This is a genomic window from Bythopirellula goksoeyrii (assembly GCF_008065115.1).
In the GTDB taxonomy this organism is placed as follows: Bacteria; Planctomycetota; Planctomycetia; order Pirellulales; family Lacipirellulaceae; genus Bythopirellula; species Bythopirellula goksoeyrii.
In genome coordinates this window covers 308,227-327,262 of the sequence record NZ_CP042913.1, presented here as the reverse complement: position 1 = coordinate 327,262, position 19,036 = coordinate 308,227, and the positions used below count along the sequence as shown (strand labels likewise).

The 19,036-nt window shown below is 53.3% G+C and carries 16 protein-coding genes; 11 read left to right on the top strand and 5 right to left on the bottom strand.

The features are described 5' to 3' along the window. Positions 1-24 precede the first annotated feature (24 nt). On the top strand, positions 25-984 hold the full coding sequence (locus Pr1d_RS01325; protein ID WP_148071823.1) for an alpha/beta hydrolase: 960 nt from the start codon (positions 25-27) through the stop codon (positions 982-984). 44 nt (positions 985-1,028) lie between these two features. On the opposite strand, the gene xerD is transcribed toward Pr1d_RS01325, so the two are convergent. Then, positions 1,029-2,042: a site-specific tyrosine recombinase XerD gene (gene xerD / locus Pr1d_RS01320; RefSeq protein ID WP_148071822.1), complete on the bottom strand. Its 1,014-nt coding sequence runs from the start codon at positions 2,040-2,042 to the stop codon at positions 1,029-1,031. A gap of 200 nt (positions 2,043-2,242) precedes the next feature. Between xerD and Pr1d_RS01315 the strand changes: the two genes are divergently transcribed. The 3 genes from Pr1d_RS01315 to Pr1d_RS01305 all read left to right on the top strand — a co-directional run bounded on the left by Pr1d_RS01315 (position 2,243) and on the right by Pr1d_RS01305 (position 7,527). Next, positions 2,243-3,454, top strand: a complete 1,212-nt coding sequence (locus tag Pr1d_RS01315; RefSeq protein WP_148071821.1) for a lysophospholipid acyltransferase family protein — start codon at positions 2,243-2,245, stop codon at positions 3,452-3,454. Between the two features lie 130 nt (positions 3,455-3,584). After that, positions 3,585-5,285: a vWA domain-containing protein gene (locus Pr1d_RS01310; protein WP_148071820.1), complete on the top strand. Its 1,701-nt coding sequence runs from the start codon at positions 3,585-3,587 to the stop codon at positions 5,283-5,285. A 250-nt stretch (positions 5,286-5,535) separates the two neighbouring features. Then, positions 5,536-7,527 (top strand): hypothetical protein, encoded by a 1,992-nt coding sequence (locus Pr1d_RS01305; protein ID WP_148071819.1) that lies wholly within the window; start codon positions 5,536-5,538, stop codon positions 7,525-7,527. Between the two features lie 154 nt (positions 7,528-7,681). Here the strand turns inward: Pr1d_RS01305 and Pr1d_RS01300 are convergent, their stop codons facing one another. Then, positions 7,682-10,084, bottom strand: a complete 2,403-nt coding sequence (locus Pr1d_RS01300) for a carboxylesterase family protein (protein ID WP_148071818.1) — start codon at positions 10,082-10,084, stop codon at positions 7,682-7,684. A gap of 276 nt (positions 10,085-10,360) precedes the next feature. On the opposite strand from Pr1d_RS01300, the gene Pr1d_RS01295 reads away from it, so the two are divergent. Continuing rightward, complete coding sequence (locus Pr1d_RS01295) at positions 10,361-10,591, top strand: hypothetical protein (protein WP_148071817.1); 231 nt, start codon at positions 10,361-10,363, stop codon at positions 10,589-10,591. Between the two features lie 19 nt (positions 10,592-10,610). Here Pr1d_RS01295 and Pr1d_RS01290 read toward each other — a convergent pair whose 3' ends face one another. Further along, a complete protein-coding gene (locus Pr1d_RS01290) occupies positions 10,611-11,927 on the bottom strand; it encodes a cation:proton antiporter (RefSeq protein WP_168204995.1) in 1,317 nt (438 codons plus the stop codon). Between the two features lie 266 nt (positions 11,928-12,193). Between Pr1d_RS01290 and Pr1d_RS01285 the strand changes: the two genes are divergently transcribed. Beyond that, positions 12,194-13,591, top strand: a complete 1,398-nt coding sequence (locus Pr1d_RS01285) for an HD domain-containing protein (protein ID WP_148071815.1) — start codon at positions 12,194-12,196, stop codon at positions 13,589-13,591. An 89-nt stretch (positions 13,592-13,680) separates the two neighbouring features. Beyond that, on the top strand, positions 13,681-15,105 hold the full coding sequence (purB, locus tag Pr1d_RS01280; RefSeq protein ID WP_148076219.1) for an adenylosuccinate lyase: 1,425 nt from the start codon (positions 13,681-13,683) through the stop codon (positions 15,103-15,105). Between the two features lie 31 nt (positions 15,106-15,136). Here purB and Pr1d_RS01275 read toward each other — a convergent pair whose 3' ends face one another. Together Pr1d_RS01275 and Pr1d_RS01270 are read right to left on the bottom strand one after the other, a co-directional pair. After that, positions 15,137-15,640, bottom strand: coding sequence for a Fur family transcriptional regulator (locus tag Pr1d_RS01275; RefSeq protein WP_148071814.1), 504 nt, complete (start codon positions 15,638-15,640; stop codon positions 15,137-15,139). Between the two features lie 203 nt (positions 15,641-15,843). After that, entirely contained in the window at positions 15,844-16,122 is a 279-nt protein-coding gene (locus Pr1d_RS01270) for a flagellar biosynthesis anti-sigma factor FlgM (protein ID WP_148071813.1), read from the bottom strand. A 670-nt stretch (positions 16,123-16,792) separates the two neighbouring features. Between Pr1d_RS01270 and proC the strand changes: the two genes are divergently transcribed. The 4 genes from proC to Pr1d_RS01250 are packed head-to-tail and all read left to right on the top strand — an operon-like array spanning position 16,793 to position 19,035. Continuing rightward, positions 16,793-17,614 carry a pyrroline-5-carboxylate reductase gene (proC, locus tag Pr1d_RS01265; protein WP_238476610.1) on the top strand — a complete coding sequence of 274 codons (822 nt, stop codon included), beginning with the start codon at positions 16,793-16,795 and terminating at the stop codon, positions 17,612-17,614. A gap of 4 nt (positions 17,615-17,618) precedes the next feature. After that, positions 17,619-17,864 (top strand): hypothetical protein, encoded by a 246-nt coding sequence (locus Pr1d_RS01260; RefSeq protein WP_148071811.1) that lies wholly within the window; start codon positions 17,619-17,621, stop codon positions 17,862-17,864. A 44-nt stretch (positions 17,865-17,908) separates the two neighbouring features. Then, positions 17,909-18,421, top strand: a complete 513-nt coding sequence (locus Pr1d_RS01255) for a hypothetical protein (protein WP_148071810.1) — start codon at positions 17,909-17,911, stop codon at positions 18,419-18,421. A gap of 50 nt (positions 18,422-18,471) precedes the next feature. After that, complete coding sequence (locus Pr1d_RS01250) at positions 18,472-19,035, top strand: elongation factor P (RefSeq protein WP_148071809.1); 564 nt, start codon at positions 18,472-18,474, stop codon at positions 19,033-19,035. Position 19,036: the final 1 nt, after the last annotated feature.

Below are 19,036 nucleotides of genomic sequence, written 5' to 3'. Positions count from 1 at the left end.
TAGACTTTCACCTTGGTATGAACGATGATTTCTCGACGTACAGCATTAGCTACTTCGGTGGCTTTCCTAACAAGTGCATTTTCCGGGAAACTGGCAGGTGCTGCCGTCAGCGGCGGCTATCGTCGGGGCCGCAGGCGGCTGCCTAGTGGATGCGTGCTTAGTTACTGTGAATTTGGTGAACCCTCTGGGCCGCTCGTCTTTTATTTTCACGGTACGCCAGGATCCTGCATCGAAGCAGGACTTATCGAGGAGGAAGCATGTCAGGCAGGAGTCCGTCTCATTGCCATCGACCGACCAGGCATTGGAAGTTCGTCTTACCAGGCTCAACGATGTATCCTGGATTGGCCTCGAAATGTTGTAGAGTTGGCTGACTGCCTAGGATATTCCGATTCATCATTTGGAATTCTCGGACTTTCGGGAGGGGCTCCGTATGCATCAGCTTGTGCCTTGAGGATTCCCGATCGTCTTACGCATGTGGCCATAGTTTCTGGTCATACTCCGCCAAACTCACCAGGGGTTTGTGCTGGGAGTGCAGATAATTCGATCGCGTTCCTGGGAAATCACCCTCGTCTGGGACGATTTGGAGTGAAGTTGATCTCACGTCGCCTTGATCGACGTCCCGACAAAGTCGTCGAAAAAGTTAGCAAGGAGTGGACTGCGTCGGATAAGAAGCTAATTCTCTGCAATCCTCGATATTACAACCACATGGTCGCCATGCTGAATGAGGCAACGCAGTGCGGACCTGATGGAGTAGTTACCGACGTTCGCCTGCTCGGGAGTTGTTGGGGGTTCGAGCTATGTGCAATACAGGGAGTCAGCGTCTCAATCTGGCAAGGTGGGTGCGATCGCATCGCGCATCCAACTATGGGGAAGTATTTCAATCGGCAAATCGTCGGCAGTGAACTCACTATCGACCCTCGCGCGGGGCATGTGACAGTGCTCAAGTGGCACGCTATGGAGATTTTGTCGAAGTTTCATGTATGAGTTGCGAGAATCTTGACTCGTGTCTCGAAACTCGCAACTTATTCCTACGCTCTTGGATGAAACTGCTGATGCACTTTCTTCAGCCGAGTGTGATCCACATGTGTGTAAATCTGCGTCGTTGCGATGCTTGCGTGACCTAGCATTTCCTGTACCTGTCGGAGATCGGCACCCCCTCCCAATAGGTGGGTTGCAAAACTGTGGCGCAACGAGTGCGGACTGATTTCTCGAGGCACGCCGACTCGAAGGGCATAGCGTTTGATGAGTTCCCAAATTCGCTCGCGGCGAAGTCCAGCCCCACGAGGTGAGAGAATAACTCTATCGCAAACTTGCTTGCCGCGCTCAGCCAATTGTGGTCGCTCGTTTTCTAGGTAATGTTCGACCGCGGCAATGGCTCGGCGACCTAGTGGAACGATTCGCTGTTTGTCTCCTTTGCCATGGCAAATGCAGTATCGCTCTGCCAAGTGCATGTCCGGCAACTTCAACGTGGCGAGTTCTGAAACACGGCAGCCGGTGGCATACAGTAATTCAAGGATTGCACGGTCTCTTAGAAACCAGGGATCTGCTTTCCGAGGTGCGGCAAGCAACTCCTCCACCTGGGAGACCGACAAGACTTGGGGCACTTTCTGCCAGAGCTTTTGCGTTCCCAGTAGTTCTGCCTGATTGTCGGTCAAAGCACCTTCGAGTTGTACGAACCGAAAGAACACCTTCAGAGAAGCCACATGTCGAGTGATGCTCTTGGGCGACAACTGCTGCTCACCGAGCCACTCTGGATAACCTGCCAGTTCGTTCACCGACATACTCTGAAGGCGGCGTGAACCTAGCCATTGAAAGAACCTCGCCAAATCCCGCCGGTAGGCTTCCACCGTATTTGCTGCCAGATGGCACTCGGTGCGGATGTAATCAGCAAAATCCTCCTGCCACCGAACAGCCTGGCGTTCGGCCGCCTCACGGCGGGGTCGCAACTTCTTTCGGTTGGCTTTCAAATCAAATTTCTCGTTCGATAAAGAGATACATTGATAGCTTCCGGCTGAAGCCCGCAGTTCTGCATCGTCAACCATCAGTTTCCGCTGATAGCTAATTATAGTATCGGCACCCCACCTCCCCTCTATCGGAGTTGCTATAGAAAAAACACTGGAAAACAGGGTATTCTAGCGACGTACCGCGAAAACCAGCATTTTCCCCGTTGCGCAGTAAACTTTACTGATTGGGAAGGCAAGTCACTTACTCCGCATTATTCGCTCCTTCACGAGCCGTAAGTATGCAAAACGTCATCATCGATCAGCCCTACGAATTCGTACCACCGGTATACGGTAAGTTCTGGCCGTGGCTGATGCAGTTCTATCTAAAGCGATATTTGCGCAAGGCGTTCGCCGTTGAGAGTGTTGAGAATCGCGACGTGCATCTCTTACAAGAATCAATAGACGCGGGCCACAGTCTGCTGATTGCACCCAATCATTGTCGCTTGTCCGACCCTCTTACATTGGGGTATGTATCGCGAATCATCAAACGCGAAATGCATGCAATGGCTTCGTGGCACCTTTTCATGCAGGAGCCGCTGAAGCGTTTCGTTCTCCGCCGCATGGGAGCATTCAGTGTCTATCGGGAGGGGGTTGATCGCAAAGCGATCGACACCGCGGTCAACATATTAGTCGAAGGCAAGAGGCCACTAGTGGTGTTCGCAGAGGGGGCCATCTCGCGGCATAACGACGTTCTCATGCCGTTGATGGATGGTACGTCGTTCATCGCGCGCACCGCGGCCAAGCGTCGCGAAAAACTAGGCACGCGAGGCGGGGTCATGGTGCATCCAGTGGCAATACGCTATTTCTTTAAGGGAGACGTTGTCAAAACGGTTGAACCGGTTCTGAAAGAAATCGAGTCGCACTTGTCCTGGTATTCACAGCAGGGCAGACCACTAACCCGTCGCTTACAGCAAATCGGCCAGGCCCTCTTGTCGCTCAAGGAGATCGAATACTTCGGCCATGCCCGTTCCGGCGATTTTTATGAACGTGTTGATGCGTTGATGGAGGATGTGCTCGCTAAACTCGAAAAAGAATGGCAAATCAAGGATGTTGGCGAAAGCATAGTAGCGAGAGTTAAGAGTCTTCGCTCAACGATTCTGCCTGATATGGTGAAGAACAACATTTCACCTGAGGAACGCAGCCGTCGTTGGAAGCAATTGGCTGCCTGCTATTACGTGCAGCAGATGTCCCATTATCCGCGAAACTATGTGCGCAATTCGGAGAAAAACATTCCCGAACACATTCTCGAAACCGTGGAGCGATTCGAAGAGGACTTTACAGATAGCGTACACGTTCACGGACCGCTTCATGCTGTGGTGCAAGTTGGCAAGGCGATTCCCGTCGCCAGCCAGCGTGACCGCAGCCAACCTGAAGACCCGATCATGACGGGCATACGCACGCAATTGACCGAGATGCTCACGAAACTGAGTGCTGAGTCGGTGAAGATCTAATAAAAGACCATATTCATGCTGATTATGTTCATTGGAATTTGAGCTTGGGTCTTCTTCCTCTCTGGTTCCCACCTGAGCTGCCCCTGCGTATGATGTTATAGTTCGCACGATCACTCCTTGGGGGCAGGCTATGGCCAATCGCAATACGCTCGGCGGGATTATACATACGTATCAAAAGTACGATCCCCAGCGGTTTCCCAGTCCCACCCAGGAGCCTCCCGATCTTGTCTCATCGGCTTTCGAGCACATGCTCATGTATGGCCAGCATCGCGAATTGACCGACGAAGAGTTAGCTCGTGCTGTACGAATCGATCCTAGCCAGATATCAGGGTTGGGGCCCAGTATTGAAGCGTTGTTGGCGATTTTGCGTGAGAGGAAACGCAAGATTCTAGACCGATTTGAAACCCGCAAGGTGCGCCAAAGAGTGCATAGTGATTATATCGAGCAGGCGCAAAGTGTCGAACCGCCCCGCCGGCATCGTGAACAGTTTCACACGGCTATCCGTGAAGAGCAACTTCGTGACCTGGAGCGGCTTTGGTATGCGGTGGGGGACGATCAATCTCCGTTCGCCCGTGCGCTAATTGGGTTGATCGAATCGCTTGGCAACAAGTACGAAATCGAGGAACTCGCTGCGCGATACGAATTCACTGGCCGAGAAGCACTCACGGTGCCGCAGGCCTTGGAGGTGAAGGAAGAGCTTGAGCGAATTGATGAACTTATCAAACAACTTGAAGAAGCCCGCGAGACGGCCCAGATCGGACTCGTCGATATGGAAGCCCTCGCCGAATTTGCCGAGCCAGGAGACATCGACCAACTCTCCGCTTTGCAGCAGCAGATCCAAGACTACTTGCGCGAAATCGCAGAGCGGCAGGGACTCGAACAGCAAGACGGCAACTTTCGCGTCACTCCCAAGGCATATCGCATCTTTCAGGCCAAGCTGATTGACCGGCTCTTCAGCGAACTAACTCCCTCGCGCTCCGGACGGCATCAGGGCCCGATTGTTGGTGAAGGAGCCGTAGAACTTCAATCCACTAAGCCCTACGAATTTGGCGACTCGATCACGCAGCTGGACATTCCCGGTACGTTCGTCAATGCCATGTTGCGACAAGGGCCGGGACTGCCGATTCGGTTTAACTCCGAAGACATGCAGGTTCACAATACTCGCAATAATCCCAAATGTGCGACGTGTGTGCTGATGGACATGAGCGGCTCAATGCGCTACGATGGTCAGTACATCAACGTCAAGCGGATGGCACTCACACTCGAAGGCCTTATCCGTAGCGAGTATCCTGGTGACTATTTGCAGTTTGTCGAGATGGCTAGTTTCGCCAAGCCGGTCGAGCGCGGTCGGATTGTTGAGCTAATGCCCAAGCCAGTAACCGTATTCGACCCGGTCGTGCGACTTCGTGCTGACATGAGCCGCGATGACATTAGCGAATACCAGGTTCCGCCGCATTTTACCAACATTCAACATGCTCTCTCAACAGCTCGGCGGTTACTCTCCACTCAAGACACTCCCAACCGTCAAATCGTACTTATCACTGACGGCCTCCCCACGGCCCACTTTGAAGCAGAAATGCTCTTTCTGTTGTATCCCCCTGACCCTCAAACAGAACAAGCCACGATGCGCGAGGGGAAATTATGCCACCGCGAAGGAATCACGATTAATCTGTTTCTGCTTCCAAGTTGGTCACAAACTGAAGAAGACGTGCGATTTGCTTATCGCCTTGCCGAATCCACCAGGGGTCGAGTGTTCTTTACAGCAGGGCGAGATCTAGATCGTTATGTGGTGTGGGACTACTTGAAGCGTCGGAGGGAGATTTTGGCGTGAGATGATCGCCATGTAGGAAAAACACAAAAAAAGTCCACTGAAGATAAGTAATCCGCAAACTCCCCCTATCTTGCCAATTTTCCATTTATCCCGCTGGGACGTCTTGCACTTATTGGGTAAGCTCTACAGGGTCACGCTAGCTAGGCAAGACAAACCTTGCCGGCTGGTCGATAATTCAGTACACCCCCCCGCGTCTACGCGATCACGCTCATACCGCTTACCTCCACGACCCGTACCAGGCAGGTTCATCGTGCATATTGAATTCTTCGGACGTCGCTCTCTGCGCTCTCTCGGCATAACTTCGTCTCTGGCGTTATTTGCCACACTGCTTACATCTACTCACCTCTTGGCTGCGGTCCCTAGCGACCAGTTGATGTCGCCTCAGTCGCGAGGATTTGTCTCAGTTCCGAACATTGAAGGCCTGATTGCCAATTGGCATCAGACTCAGCTTGGACAACTGGTCCAAGACGAATCGATGCGGCCCTTCGTCGAAGATGCGAGAAAGCAAATCGAGAAGAAAATTTCAGGAGTGCGCGACAAACTGGGCATCGATGTTGAGGATTTGAGAGATGTGGCTGGAGGTGAAATCGGAGTTGCGATGGTCGAAGTCGACAAGGGTCGAGCAGCCATAGCTCTCACCGTTGATACGACCGACCGGCATCGCGAATTGGAGAGCTTTTTGACGAAGCTTGACCGTGAGCTAACTAAGCGAGGAGCTACCAAGACATCTGACGATCGGCAAGGAACCACCTTCACGACCTATGATATTCCTCCCCAGAATGAGAACGATATCGCCCGACAAACGGTTTACTTCGTCCAGGAAGACATTTTTTGTGCAACTGATAGTGCCAGCGAAGCCAACGCAATGCTCGCCCGTTTCAAAGACGAATCGGCTGGTCTCTCAGAAGTTGTGGCATATCAACAGACACTCGAACGATGCGAGAAAGAGGCTAGTGACCTAGTGCCCGACGTACAGTGGTTTGCCGACCCCTTTGGCTATTCCCGCGCTATTCGTTCTTTGGAGTCTGCCGATTCAAAGCAAGCTGGCAAAGATTACGTCAAGATATTGCAAGAGCAGGGATTCGACGCCGTGCAATCCTTGGGTGGTTTCGTTAATCTGTCGGTGGGGAGTTCATTTGAACTCTTACATCGCACAGCAGTTTACGCCCCGGCAATACCTGGAGAGCCTGATAAATATAAGTTGGCTATGCGGATGATGAAGTTTCCCAATCAAGACTCACTGGAGACTCACGATTGGCTTCCTCGCAAACTAGCCAGTTATCGCACCTTTAGCATGGATTTGGATAACGCTTTCCAATTCTTTGGCACACTGTTCGATGCAATCGCTGGTTATGAAGAAGCCTTTGCCGGAGTGTTAGAAGGACTAGAGCGGGACCCTTATGGTCCACAAGTGGATGTTCAAAAAGACTTTGTCGCTCATCTCGGCGACCGAATTGTGCTGGTTACGGATTATGAATTGCCAATCACTCCACAATGTGAGCGATTCATGATTGTAGTTGAGTTGGCAAATGAGAAGGCGATTGCAAAAACGGTCGAAAAGTTCATGAAGAGTGATCCCAACGCCACGAGTACGAATTTTGAGGGCAAGACGATTTGGGAAATTCAAGAAGCGGAAGCCGATCTTTCAGGGATGGACCTCGACCTAAATGACCTTGATTTACTAGAGCCTACAGAAGGGGCGGTCCAAGACGATGCTTTTGGAGCAGCGGCGCTCACCTCCTCGGCAGTATGTGTGACCGATGGGCATATGTTCATAGCATCTCACGCGGATTTCTTGCGAAAGGTCCTTTCTCAGAAAGAAGAAGCGATGGATCTGAGTGGTGCTGGCGATTTCCGTGAGGTGGAGAGCGTGATGACTCAACTCCTGCCTGGCCCCGTTTCGGCCAAATTTTTCGTCCGCACAGACGAAGCCTACCGACCAACCTACGAATTACTGCGACAGGGGAAAATGCCGGAGGCTGAGACTTTGTTTGGTAGGCTCTTGAACCGCCTACTGACCCCCGAGGAAGTCGAAGATGAAGGAATTCTGCGGGAGCAAAAAATTGACGGCCATCAACTACCAGAATTCGACATGGTACGCCGCTACTTTGGCCCAGCAGGGACCCTGGTGCGCACGGACGAAGATGGTTGGTTTGTAGTAGGTGCCACGTTGACCAAGGTTGCCCCACAAGCCAGAGCATCGGGATCACAACTCTCAAGTGACGCTAGCTCAGTGCGGTAATACTCGTTACTAGGCTCTGCCTAGTAACGCAATGCATTCCAGGCTCTGCCTGTCTTTGCGTAGTCCCTTCACTCAACTCGTGAAGAAAGCCAGTAGGAGGCAGAGCCTCGCAGGCAGTGCGTTCCCAGGCAGGAGCCTGGGAACGAGTAGCTCATCATGGGGCTTGCAACTTTGCCCAGAAAGGACGCTGGCGGTCGGCGCGAGTGCGAGCATCTTCGAGTAACACTTCTAGGCTTGGCTGATCGTCCCCCTTCACGCGATTGCCGTTGAGCTCTACGCGGATTGGCTTGTCAAAATCGACGATGTCGGGGCGAAGCCAGATGGTAGTCTCGGCGCATGCCGTACGTGCGGATAGACGGTTGCCATTGCGAATGCGCCCTTCGACAAGTGTCGGTCGAGCATTGCGAGCAGGCCAATTGCCAGGTGTGACGCTACTGGGAAAGCCACGGCCTTCTATCCACCAGAAAAAGTTGTCCCATTCCCGCATCGTATTGCACTCGAATTCCTGTGGGGGCCAGTTTCGTTGCTTCCGACTCATCCAATCAAAGATTTCGAGAATCTCATCATGAAATGGCTCGTATCCTCTGCCGTGAAATTCGACTACCGTGGTATCAAATACTGGTTTCCCCGGATTATTTCCAAGATACAGGTCATAGTTTTGGGCGTTGTCTGACATCGTGGAGCCATCGAGTTCACCTGCGACAAAATAGAGGGGCACATACTGAGCATTTTCCCAATAATGTGGGACGTATTTCTCGACCCTACTAAACTGTGCGACAAAAGGAACCGCTCCAGCCCATAGGTCAGGATGGGCCAACGCCATATCCCAGGCAGCGTCTCCGCCAATCCCATGACCCGTAAGAAACACACGGTCGGTATCGATGCTAAGTTGTCGGCATGCATCACGGAGAACCGTCAGGATCGCTTCATGCTCGCGGAGCGAGTATTCGTACACGTACTGTTGAGGCTTCAGCCATTCGATGGAGATGGTGATATAGCCGTGGCGCATCGCCTGCCCAGAACGGGGGCCCGTGGGCTGATTTTGCTCATCCAGCGGGGGTGTGCCGGTCCAGAATTCTAGTTCCTGGAGAGGCGAGTTGAATGCACCATTGAGTACGATCAATGTCGGATATCGCCGCGAAGGATCATATTCCGGGGGAACTTGGACTAGATAGCGAAAGTCCCCGTTCTCGCTTTGTCCTGGCGCAGTCAGCTCGTATGAGCCATAGCCTAGGATTGCCTCCTTGGGGATCGCTAGCGGAGGAGCAAGTTGTGCAAGCACGCTCGCTACGCGAGCCACAGTCACTCCTTCGAGAGTGCGAATCGAATCGATCAATGCCGTGCGTTTGTGAGCAAGGGGCTCCACAAGATAGCTACTTGCCACTCCCCGGACCGTGACCATATTCGTTGCCACAGTGAGCTTCTCGATGGCATCCTTGGGCCCCATCATCCACCCGGATATGGCCAGGGCGAGTTTGTTTTCCGATGTCAAAGTTGCATCGTCGGCCAGCTTCAGGAATGGATCGAGTTTCTCAACATTGTTCATATTGATCTTGTCGAGGATTTCGTTGATCACAGGTTTCACGAGGGCTCGAGTCTCACTGTTGGGCAGTTCGGCAACAAGCTCGCGCAGATGTTGAGATATCGTGGCGATTCGAGCCTTGTCGCTTTCATATTCCGTGGATGCTTCACGTACCTGCTGCAGCGTTTCGCCAGCTACGTCTTCGGTGGGGAAATTGGCCAGCAGCCTTCCCACGAGTTCATGTTGCCCCGCAGCACGTCGGAGATGGATCTCCCGCAGGATACGCCGGGAACCGATTTTGCGAAGCTGTTGCACTTCCGATTGCAGATCCTCTTTTTCCGGAAAAGCAGCGATGATCGATTCAAGTTCTGCCAAGGCCTCACGATAACGCTCGGCTTGCAAGTAGAACCGAACAACTTGCAGCCAATCGTTGGGATCTTCATGCGAAACGGCCTTATCCAATATCGCGGCAATGGTTTCACGAGGAATGGAACTGGTCGCCAGCCGCATGTCCCACACGATGGATCGCTGGGGGCCTAACAGCCCTTCGACTTTGGCGTAGCGAGGTGTGAGCTCAGAGATGCCTTGCACGATCGAGAGTGGACCATCGCGGGTCTGCATTTCATAGATGCGGCGGCCGTACTCATCAAAGGGAGTGACTCCGAGACTGGGCCCTACACTCCCCAGCGTGCTCCCCGTCTTGGCCACTTTCTGCCAGATGGGAACCTTAATTAGATTCTCAGCCGCTTGATCCAAGATCGAAGCAACCTGGGACTTGGGAACATAGACGCGGCGGAGTTCGTCGTCGATCAGTAGAATTGGCGTTGAGACGGCTTCCTCATCTGGACCTGCGTCTGCCAGCGGGGGATCCGAGACACCAGTCACAGGAAGCACCCGACCTTGAAATATCCGGCCATCTTTCATCTGGATCTTTTGGGCACTGACCGACGAAATATCAAAGACAACCAAAGCGGCAGCGCAGCATAGTACAAGGAAGGTAGTACTACGAATCTCGCGTCGATGATTTAGTGACATGACAGTGCTCGGTTCTAATTCCGCGGTGCAGGCTTCCAGCCTGCAAAAATGCAGCCAGGCCGGCTACCCCACGATTAACTTCTACAATTCATTTTGGCCCGCGATAGTAATCCGTCAATTTCGGTCGTCGGTTGTGAAAGTTACCCCAGAGACGAGATTTTCCGCTCTTTCCCTGCATTGACAGGTCGCAGGGTCAGACAAGAAAATGCAAACCCTAGACAAACTGTAACGATTGAGCAGCTTGCGACACCTTGGCCGAATCACTAGAGCGATACGATGAACCTACGCAACTCCCTGAAAACACTCCTGGTACTCGTTCTGGGGCTACCGATACTCTTGGCAGTACTGGGGTGGGTAGCCGGATTGTTCGCCGCGATGGGTGACGATGTGACAGCGAAAGTGTTGGGCCACATCAGCACTGGGGCTCGTGTTATTTGGCTCGTTTGTCTGGTTGCAGCAGTGGTTGTGTTGGCAATGCAGTCCTTGGAACTCACCCGAGAAGAATGAGTTTTGGGGACTTACAAGGTTACCGCAATGGTTCGCCCGAGCGAACTTCCTTGCCCAGCCATGATCCGGCCATAAGCGAGGTAACGATCGCGAGCATCACGAGGATCACGTAGAAGCTTTCCCCGACAATTGCCGCATCGTAGGCCACAGATGCAAGCACGATTCCAGGACCTCCCCGAGCATTCATAGCGACGGCTAGGTTCCACGCTCCTTGTTTGGTTTCACCTGCCCCGCGTGCCCCAGCATATACGCTCAGCGACTTCGCCCCGCAAGCAAAGACGAGGAAGATCAAGAAAAACACCGGTTCAAAGGCATGAACCAGATCAAGCTTCAATCCGACGATAGCAAAATAGACGGGCACGAAAAAAGCAAAAGAGAAATTCTTGATTGTATCAGGGGAAGGACCAATGCGAGAGTCGTCATTTGCACCGACGACCATACCGGCGACAAAGGCTCCGAAAATCGGCGTAATACCCAGCAAGATACAAAGGCCCGTCATGATGAGCATAAACACCAGCAGAAATGCGACGGGACTGCTCTTCATCAGCAGATTGTAGCGGAATCTCGAAAGAAACTGATACAACCGAGGGCCGAACAACAACGAGAAAGCTATGAACGCTAAGGGCACCAACACGTGATATAGCTTTGCATAGCCAGAATCAGGGGCGATTTGAAGTAAGCCTAGCAGTCCGCTAACATCTCCTTCTTGTTGCCCGACCATTCCGATGGCAATCGCTAGGACAACGTAGAGCAGAATGTCTTCGATCACTGCCGCACCAAGCACGATTCTCGCGAACGAGGTTTCGAGAATCTTCAGATCGAACATGATTCGGGATATCACCGGAATGCTCGTCACGGCAACAGCGATAGCAAACACCAGGAGAAACGCCGTGTCATTTTCCGCCTCTCCATAGAAGCGATGCATATCCAGCATTTCCCAGTCAGTCCAACCGTAGAGTTTCAGAAACAATAGGCCGAGCCCAAATGGAAGAAGTGTCCCCGTTGCAGTAATCGCCAATGCAGTGCGGCGCTCTCCCGGTTCGAATTTTGAGCGGACCTCGATTCCCGAACAGAACATCAGCAACAACAAGCCAAGCTGATAAATCGCTCCAAGTACGGGGTAGGTAACCTGGTCGGTACTTGGAAAGGCCATCTGCTGGATTTCAGGAAAAAAATGGCCTAAGAAGGTTGGGCCTAGCAGGAGTCCGCCAAAGATCTCGCCGACAACTCGCGGCTGTCGAAAGTACGCAAAGAAAAAGCCGAATCCATGTGCAAAGATTAGAAGCAATGCCAAGGCGACTAGTATATGAAATGTCTCGGCGGTGGTTAGACTCATCGTCTCTAAGTTCTGGTTCAAGGATTTGCTAAGCCACTGGTTTTGCCAAGTCGCACAATCGAGGTCAAGATTGCCCTCGTCGGTTTCGCATGGTTTTTTCGGGTAACTCCGAATTATAGCTTCGGGAATTCTGTCGCGTGATGGTGAAAAAGAAGGGATTTGGGGGTAATGAGGTTTGGAGAGATGATGAATGGATCCTGGTAGGTCATTTTCACGTATCTCGTGACCCATTGCCCCACCCGGCTTGTCCCGCAACAATACCTCGCATGCCTGACCTTGCCCGCGAAAGCCTGCTTCACGACCCTATCCACGGATACATCCCCTTTGTCTCGATCGTCGACGAAGGGGAAACCTCCGAACGCACCATTCTCGATCATCCTTGGCTGCAACGCCTGCGGCAAATCCACCAACTACAGACCGCTTGGTGGGTCTATCCGTCGGCCGAGCATACTCGCTTCCAGCATGTTGTGGGGGCGATGCACATGGCCAGCCGGATGGTCGAGGCACTCTATGAAAGCCTCAAGCAAGTTTGCCCGGAGGCGCCCAGCCTTGGCTACGTGGAATGTTTGTGTCGACTGAGTGCGCTATTGCACGACGTAGGCCACGGACCATTCGGCCATTTTTTCGATGCCCATTTCCTATCGGACTATAAGCTTACGCACGAGAAGCTTGGTGCGCACATCATCCGTCATGAACTAGGGTCAGTGCTTGCAGCTATTCGCACCTGCCCCAATAGTCGCCTGGAAAAGGGAGAGCAGATCGATCCTGACCAGATTGCTTGGTTGATTACTCGCCCCGTAGAGAACGACACGACCGACAAACCTCGTTGGCTGGTCATGTTGCGCAGTCTTTTCTGCGGACTCTATACCGTGGACAACATGGACTTTGTGCTCCGCGATGCCTACATGTCAGGCTATAGCACCCGTTCTTTCGATTTAGAGCGGCTCATTCGCTACACGTTTTTCAGCGAACAAGGACTCACGATTCACTCCCGCGGCATGAACGCGTTGGTGCGGTTCCGCCAAGCTCGGAGCGAACTGTTTCGCTCCATGTATTTCCACCGCACGGTACGAGCCATCGACAAAACCTTGGAAGACCTCTTTCTCGCCGGTAAACAATACTTGTTCCCCGGCAACCCCCTCGAGCATCTCGACGAATACCAACGATTCACAGAATGGTCATTGTTGGTGGACGTGGCTCGTTGGCCGCAGAGCGACGATCCCATCCAGCGAGCCCAAGGGGAGCGGTGGGAACAACTCTTGAGACGACAAGTCGACTGGGAGTTGGCGGACGAACGTACGCGACTTGACCCGACCTCGACCGATCTCTTTCGCAAAGGCCGAGAGGCCTTGGCCGAGCAGGCGATCCGCGAAGTTTTGCCGACTGAACTCCGCGACATTCCGATGAAAATTGATCTCCCGAACTACATCGACCGCCCCGACCCCAAGACGGCCGCCGCGGGTCAGAATTTTCTCTTCCGCTCCGCAACCAAGCAAATCCGTCCACTCACTGACGATGAGTTATACAAGCACCTGCCGATGAGCCAGTTGGTTTGCAGGGTGTATCTGCCTAAAGGGGCGCCGGCGAGCCACAATATCGCAGTTTCTAGCGCCTTGGATGCTCTGCTGGGGAACGCTGGCGACGACGACCTGACGAACATGTGAGAAATCCCTAACAGCCATGGGCTTCCGCCCACGACTGTTAAGGTTGAGACTGCTTTGTGACAAGCACTCCCTCCGCTACAATCACGGTCATGAGCAACGAAACCTACGAAAACCCGCTGATCACCCGTTACGCATCGACGGCAATGAGCCGGCTTTTTGGTGCGCAACACAAGCACAGCACTTGGCGGCGCCTTTGGGTCGCGCTGGCCGAAGCGGAGGCCGAGATGGGGCTTCCCGTCACGGCTACCCAAATAGAAGAGTTGCGCTCCCAGGTGGATAATATTGACTTCGCTGCCGCTGCCAACTACGAGCGGCAGCTTCGCCACGATGTGATGGCTCATGTCCACGCCTACGGCGACCACTGCCCGGCAGCACGGCCCATCATCCACTTGGGTGCCACCAGTTGCTTTGTTACCGACAATGCCGACTTGATGATCTTCCGCGAGGCACTGGAATTGGTTGCAAAGAGATTGGCAGCCGTGATCGACGCACTGGGAAAATTCGCTTTGGAATACCGCGATCTGCCGACATTAGGTTTCACCCACTTGCAGCCCGCACAGCCCACCACGGTTGGCCGTCGTGCTTGTTTGTGGGCGTACGACCTAGCTCTGGATTTGGAGGAAATAGAGCATCGGCTGGATGCCCTCTGTGCTCGCAGCACCAAAGGGACCACCGGTACCCAAGCCAGTTTCTTGCAACTCTTTGATGGTGACCATCAAAAGGTTCGACAATTGGAGCAGCTAGTAGCGCAAAAGATGGGCTTCTCGGCGACCTACGCAGTCACTGGCCAGACCTATCCGCGTAAGGTCGATGCCCAGATTGTCGATTCTCTGGCCGGCATCGGGGCCTCGGCCCATAAGGCAGCCACCGATCTACGGATCCTAGCCCATCGCAAAGAACTTGAAGAACCATTTGAGAAAAGCCAGATCGGCTCCTCGGCGATGGCTTACAAGCGCAATCCCATGCGAAGCGAACGGATCTGCGGGCTGGCGCGATTTGCGATGAGTTTGCAGTCGAGTACCTCAGCAACCCACGCCACGCAATGGATGGAACGTACTCTGGACGACAGTGCCAATCGCCGCCTGGTAATCCCCCAGGCCTTTTTGGCAATTGACGCAGTGCTTATCCTCTACCAGAACGTCGCCAGTGGCTTGGTGGTGTATCCTAAGGTGATCGCCCGCAATCTCCGCGAAGAACTCCCTTTCATGGCGACCGAGAACATCCTCATGGCTGCGGTGGCTGCGGGAGGAGACCGACAGGATTTACACGAGAGAATTCGACAACACAGCCAAGCCGCTGCAACTGAGGTGAAAGAGCACGCCCGCCCCAATGACCTTGTCGCTCGGCTTCAGAGCGATCCTGCGTTTGCCGGTGCCGATATTGGTTCAGCTATCGACCCTTCCGGCCTAACAGGCCGGAGCGCCGAGCAGGTCGACGAATTCCTTAGCGAGGTCGTCGAACCGATCCGCACACGCTACCCGCAAGAGGCGTCTACAGAAGAATTACGGGTGTGAGAATTTGGCCAGGCTGCTTCGTCATTCAAGCCTACACGAGATCAAGCGGCGTATGACGCCGATGGCGGGTCGCACTACAATCAGAGCAGACACCTGAGATGATGAGTCGGTGTCCCGAGTCGCGAAAGTCGTATTCCGCAGCTACTGCCCGGCGCAGGTCCGAAAGTTCTTTGCTCTGAAACTCGATCAGCTTGTCGCACATCGTGCAGTGCAAGTGGTCGTGTTGGGGATAGCCATAGTCGTGCTCGTAGATGGCTCGGCCACGGAGATTCATCCGCCGCAAAAGTCCCGAGTCGACAAGCTCGTTGAGCGTACGGTAAACCGTGGGTCGGCTCACTTTGCGGCCCTCAGGGACTTGGGCCAAATTGAGGATCAATTCCTCAGCGTCAAAATGGTCGTGCCGCTTAAAGACGAAGTCAATGAGGATTCGCCGCTGCTGTGTGATCCGCTTTCCTTTGCTCTGTAGAAAATCGGCAAACCGTTCTTGGGGAGAACTGGATACTTCGACTGTGCCGAGTGAATACCCACTGGACATGACGAGCCTGACCTTTCTGCCGAGTTCAGAATCAATAGGGCGAGTCTCAATAAAAGCCAAAATAGTCTCTATTGAGACATGATGGCAAATGAGATATCGCATTTAATCGCCAAGAAACGTGGTGAAAACGCACTTGGCTGAACGGCTATTGATTCTACACCGAAAGCTGCCGAGTCTCAAGAGGCCCCTGCGGGCCGACCTGATCAGACGACATCGTCCAGAAGTCGCTCCATGGCCGCCTCAAATTTGCCTGGAGTATCGTATGTCCCTGCGGCAATTTCATTGCGGACGCGACTCACTAGGTCGGCACGAAGATCACCACTTTCGACTGCTTGGGCAGCCGCTTCAGCAGCGGCAGAAATCTCGAATTGATCGCCAGTGGAATTAGCTCGTGATATAGGCCGGGAACCGCCTAGCTGATTTGAGTAGGGGCCTTTGAGGGTGTGAGGACCATGAGCGTGAGATGAGCCTTGAATTTGCATGTTTTTCTCCGGTGGATTTCAACACGTGTGCTACGCGGGTGAGCGACACGCTTGTCCAACTAGTTTGCTATAGTAACGCCTGAGAACGGATAAGCCAAATTGAAACGTGACACTAAGTTCAGTCTTATACGCCGCATCCCTGGTCGTTGGGGAGTAGATTGACCGTGCTGGCGCATCTGCGAGTGCAATAGGTTCATCGTCCTGGGTGCTAGCATTCGTTGATAATTTCTCCGTAGGGCCAATAACTCAGCTAACGACTCTTGTAACAAGTATGCCAGTTTTAGTCTCTCCGACCGATACGGAACTCGACGTGACTGTGGCAAATCGGCATCATAACTACCTCAAGTGCCATCATTACTGCGAAGTAAAGACTGATTGTGAGGACCAGAGCTAACTTAGGCTTGATATCACTACGGGTAATTACGCAGCATTACCCGACCGAGTTCGCCCAAGCGCCCTTTCTAATTCGTCCGTAATTTACGAATTGAGGCCTTGCGAGAGTAGGAAAATGGCCTCGGCCCGTCAACGGCATTCTTTGTAAGAAATCTGCAAATCCCCGGTGAATTGAGCATTTGCACGATTGTCGGCACCTATATGATTCCGTAGGATGCTGATTGATTTCAGTACTACTACCAATGCCAGCAATAAGGCCAATAACGGGATACAAGCTTTGTCCGAATTCACCAAATCGGTTGGTTTCGTTGGTGCCGGTCGTATGGCTACTGCGCTCGCTCGGGGATGTGTTGAGAGCGGGTTAGTGAGTGCTGAGCAGGTGTTGGCGTCGGACCCGTCTCTTGAAGCCCGTCAAGCGTTTGCTGAGCAGGTGGCCGGGGTCGAGGTATTCGACACAAGTGAACCAATTCTATCGCGAGCCGACATCATCGTGCTGGCCATCAAGCCGCAAGTTATGTCAAGCGTGTTGGAGAATCTCGGTAGCCAGATTGCTGAGCATCAATTGGTGGTGTCCATTGCCGCTGGTGTAACACTCTCGACGATCACCGAGGCATTGCCAGCGAAGGCGAGAATCATTCGTGTGATGCCCAATACCCCCTGCTTGGTAGGCGAAGGGGTTTCCTGTTTTAGCCGCGCCAAGGAAGCTACCGACGAAGACGCAGAGGACGTGCGACGGGTCTTGGAGAGTGTGGGCCATGCCTATGAGGTTACTGAGGAGCAGCTTGACGCCGTGACGGGCCTCTCAGGATCGGGTCCTGCTTTCATCTATCAGGTGATAGAATCTATGGCTAAGGGTGGAGCACAAATGGGGCTCCCTGCCGAATTGGCACTGAAGTTGGCGGCTCAAACGGCTCGCGGTGCCGCTCAGATGGTCCTTGCCACGGGCCGTTCGCCGATCGAGTTGCGAGAGCAGGTCACCAGCCCGGGAGGGACGACGGTTGCAGGACTCGACGCATTGGCGAAGCTCCGAGGTGCCGAGGCATTCTGCGAGGCGGTGGTGGTAGCGACCAGGAGATCTCAAGAATTGGGACGGGGATAACATTGTGTCGATCTTGATTCGTGTTGATGACAGATTTGTACCCCTTTACCGGGTGATGTGGGTCGCAGCAACGCCGCATTTTTGCGGCGAGGAAGACTGTACCCGGGAGGGATACTATGAGGTTCGCCTTGAGCAAGGAGAATCGGTTTGGGCCAATTTGACAGAACGTGATGAATTGAACAATCGCCTCGAAACATGGCAAGGCGGCCTGGGGCCACCTGATGAGGAATCTGGCGAGAATCTCTGGTAGGAGCGATGCCGGGTCCCGGTTTGGCGGAGGGAGAGTATTAGAATATGGCAGCAAACGACGAACTCTACTGGCGGGAAACCTATTTCATTCTGTTTCCACATAAGCGGCGACCTACGCTCAAGCAGGTATCCGCTGCATTGGTCAATGCTAACTGCCGATTCCAGATCGAAAATCCGGCCTCAGATCCTGAGGGGTTACTTGAGTCGTTGCTAGTTGAATCTCCCGAGGACCACGCCGCAGTGGAAATAAGTTACGAGGTGGGGGACGCCATTATCGAGCAAAATCTAGCATGGGCGAAGGAACTGCGCGAAGACCTCGCCCCAGCTCAATTGCAGGAACTCATCATCGCCGACGCTCGAATCGATGTTGCTCATTTTGAAAGAATGACAGCTAGCAATGGCTCTGCAAACAACGCCACATTTCCAGATGAGTTTGCCGATCCGGAGGACGACTACGACATGCTGGACCCCACGTGTCTCTTGACAGTGGTGGAGACCCTGGCCGGTTTGACTGGTGGCTTGACGTTTGACCCCGCGTCTGGTGAAATCCTGGCTTGAATTCCGTGCGATGCGTCGCATCGCGGTTAAAACTCACTTCGAAAGCCAACATGCTTGCCAAAGATGCCAAACCTGGCGCGATCCTGCTTCATCTCGAAGCCCCACATATCATTGAAACCGTGCATGTCCAATCCCCGTCGGCCCGCGGTGGAAACACGCTGTACAAGTTCCGTGCTCGCAACCTGGTCACTCAGCAAAAAGCGGACTTTGCCTGCAAAGGGACTGACATGCTTGCCGAAGCGGACTTCCAACGTCGCGAGGTGACGCTGATGTACTCCGATGGCGACAATGTGCATTTTCTGGATTCGCAGGATTACAACCAGTACCAGCTTCCGGCCACCGACATTGCCGAGCAGATGCAATACATTACCGAAAATCTCAGTGGGTTACTGGCACAGATTTACAACGACGAGTGCGTGGGACTACAGTTGCCAGCGTCTGTGGAACTGAAAATCATCCAGTGTGATCCTGGCGTGAAAGGCAACTCGGCCACTTCGCGAACCAAGCCTGCCACATTGGAAACGGGGGCCATCGTTCAGGTGCCTGAATACTTGAAAGAAGGCGAAGTCATCAAAGTGGATACCCGCACAGGTGATTTTCTGGGAAGGGCGTGAG

Excerpts from the sequence above, each read along its gene's own strand:
- Pr1d_RS01275 (WP_148071814.1), bottom strand. The coding sequence starts at position 15,640 with ATGTCCAGTGGGTATTCACTCGGCACAGTCGAAGTATCCAGTTCTCCC.
- xerD (WP_148071822.1), bottom strand. The coding sequence starts at position 2,042 with ATGGTTGACGATGCAGAACTGCGGGCTTCAGCCGGAAGCTATCAATGT.
- Pr1d_RS01310 (WP_148071820.1), top strand. The coding sequence starts at position 3,585 with ATGGCCAATCGCAATACGCTCGGCGGGATTATACATACGTATCAAAAG.
- purB (WP_148076219.1), top strand. The coding sequence starts at position 13,681 with ATGAGCAACGAAACCTACGAAAACCCGCTGATCACCCGTTACGCATCG.
- Pr1d_RS01270 (WP_148071813.1), bottom strand. The coding sequence starts at position 16,122 with ATGCAAATTCAAGGCTCATCTCACGCTCATGGTCCTCACACCCTCAAA.
- Pr1d_RS01290 (WP_168204995.1), bottom strand. The coding sequence starts at position 11,927 with ATGAGTCTAACCACCGCCGAGACATTTCATATACTAGTCGCCTTGGCA.
- Pr1d_RS01285 (WP_148071815.1), top strand. The coding sequence starts at position 12,194 with ATGCCTGACCTTGCCCGCGAAAGCCTGCTTCACGACCCTATCCACGGA.
- Pr1d_RS01300 (WP_148071818.1), bottom strand. The coding sequence starts at position 10,084 with ATGTCACTAAATCATCGACGCGAGATTCGTAGTACTACCTTCCTTGTA.
- Pr1d_RS01250 (WP_148071809.1), top strand. The coding sequence starts at position 18,472 with ATGCTTGCCAAAGATGCCAAACCTGGCGCGATCCTGCTTCATCTCGAA.
- Pr1d_RS01295 (WP_148071817.1), top strand. The coding sequence starts at position 10,361 with ATGAACCTACGCAACTCCCTGAAAACACTCCTGGTACTCGTTCTGGGG.
- Pr1d_RS01315 (WP_148071821.1), top strand. The coding sequence starts at position 2,243 with ATGCAAAACGTCATCATCGATCAGCCCTACGAATTCGTACCACCGGTA.
- Pr1d_RS01255 (WP_148071810.1), top strand. The coding sequence starts at position 17,909 with ATGGCAGCAAACGACGAACTCTACTGGCGGGAAACCTATTTCATTCTG.
- Pr1d_RS01325 (WP_148071823.1), top strand. The coding sequence starts at position 25 with ATGATTTCTCGACGTACAGCATTAGCTACTTCGGTGGCTTTCCTAACA.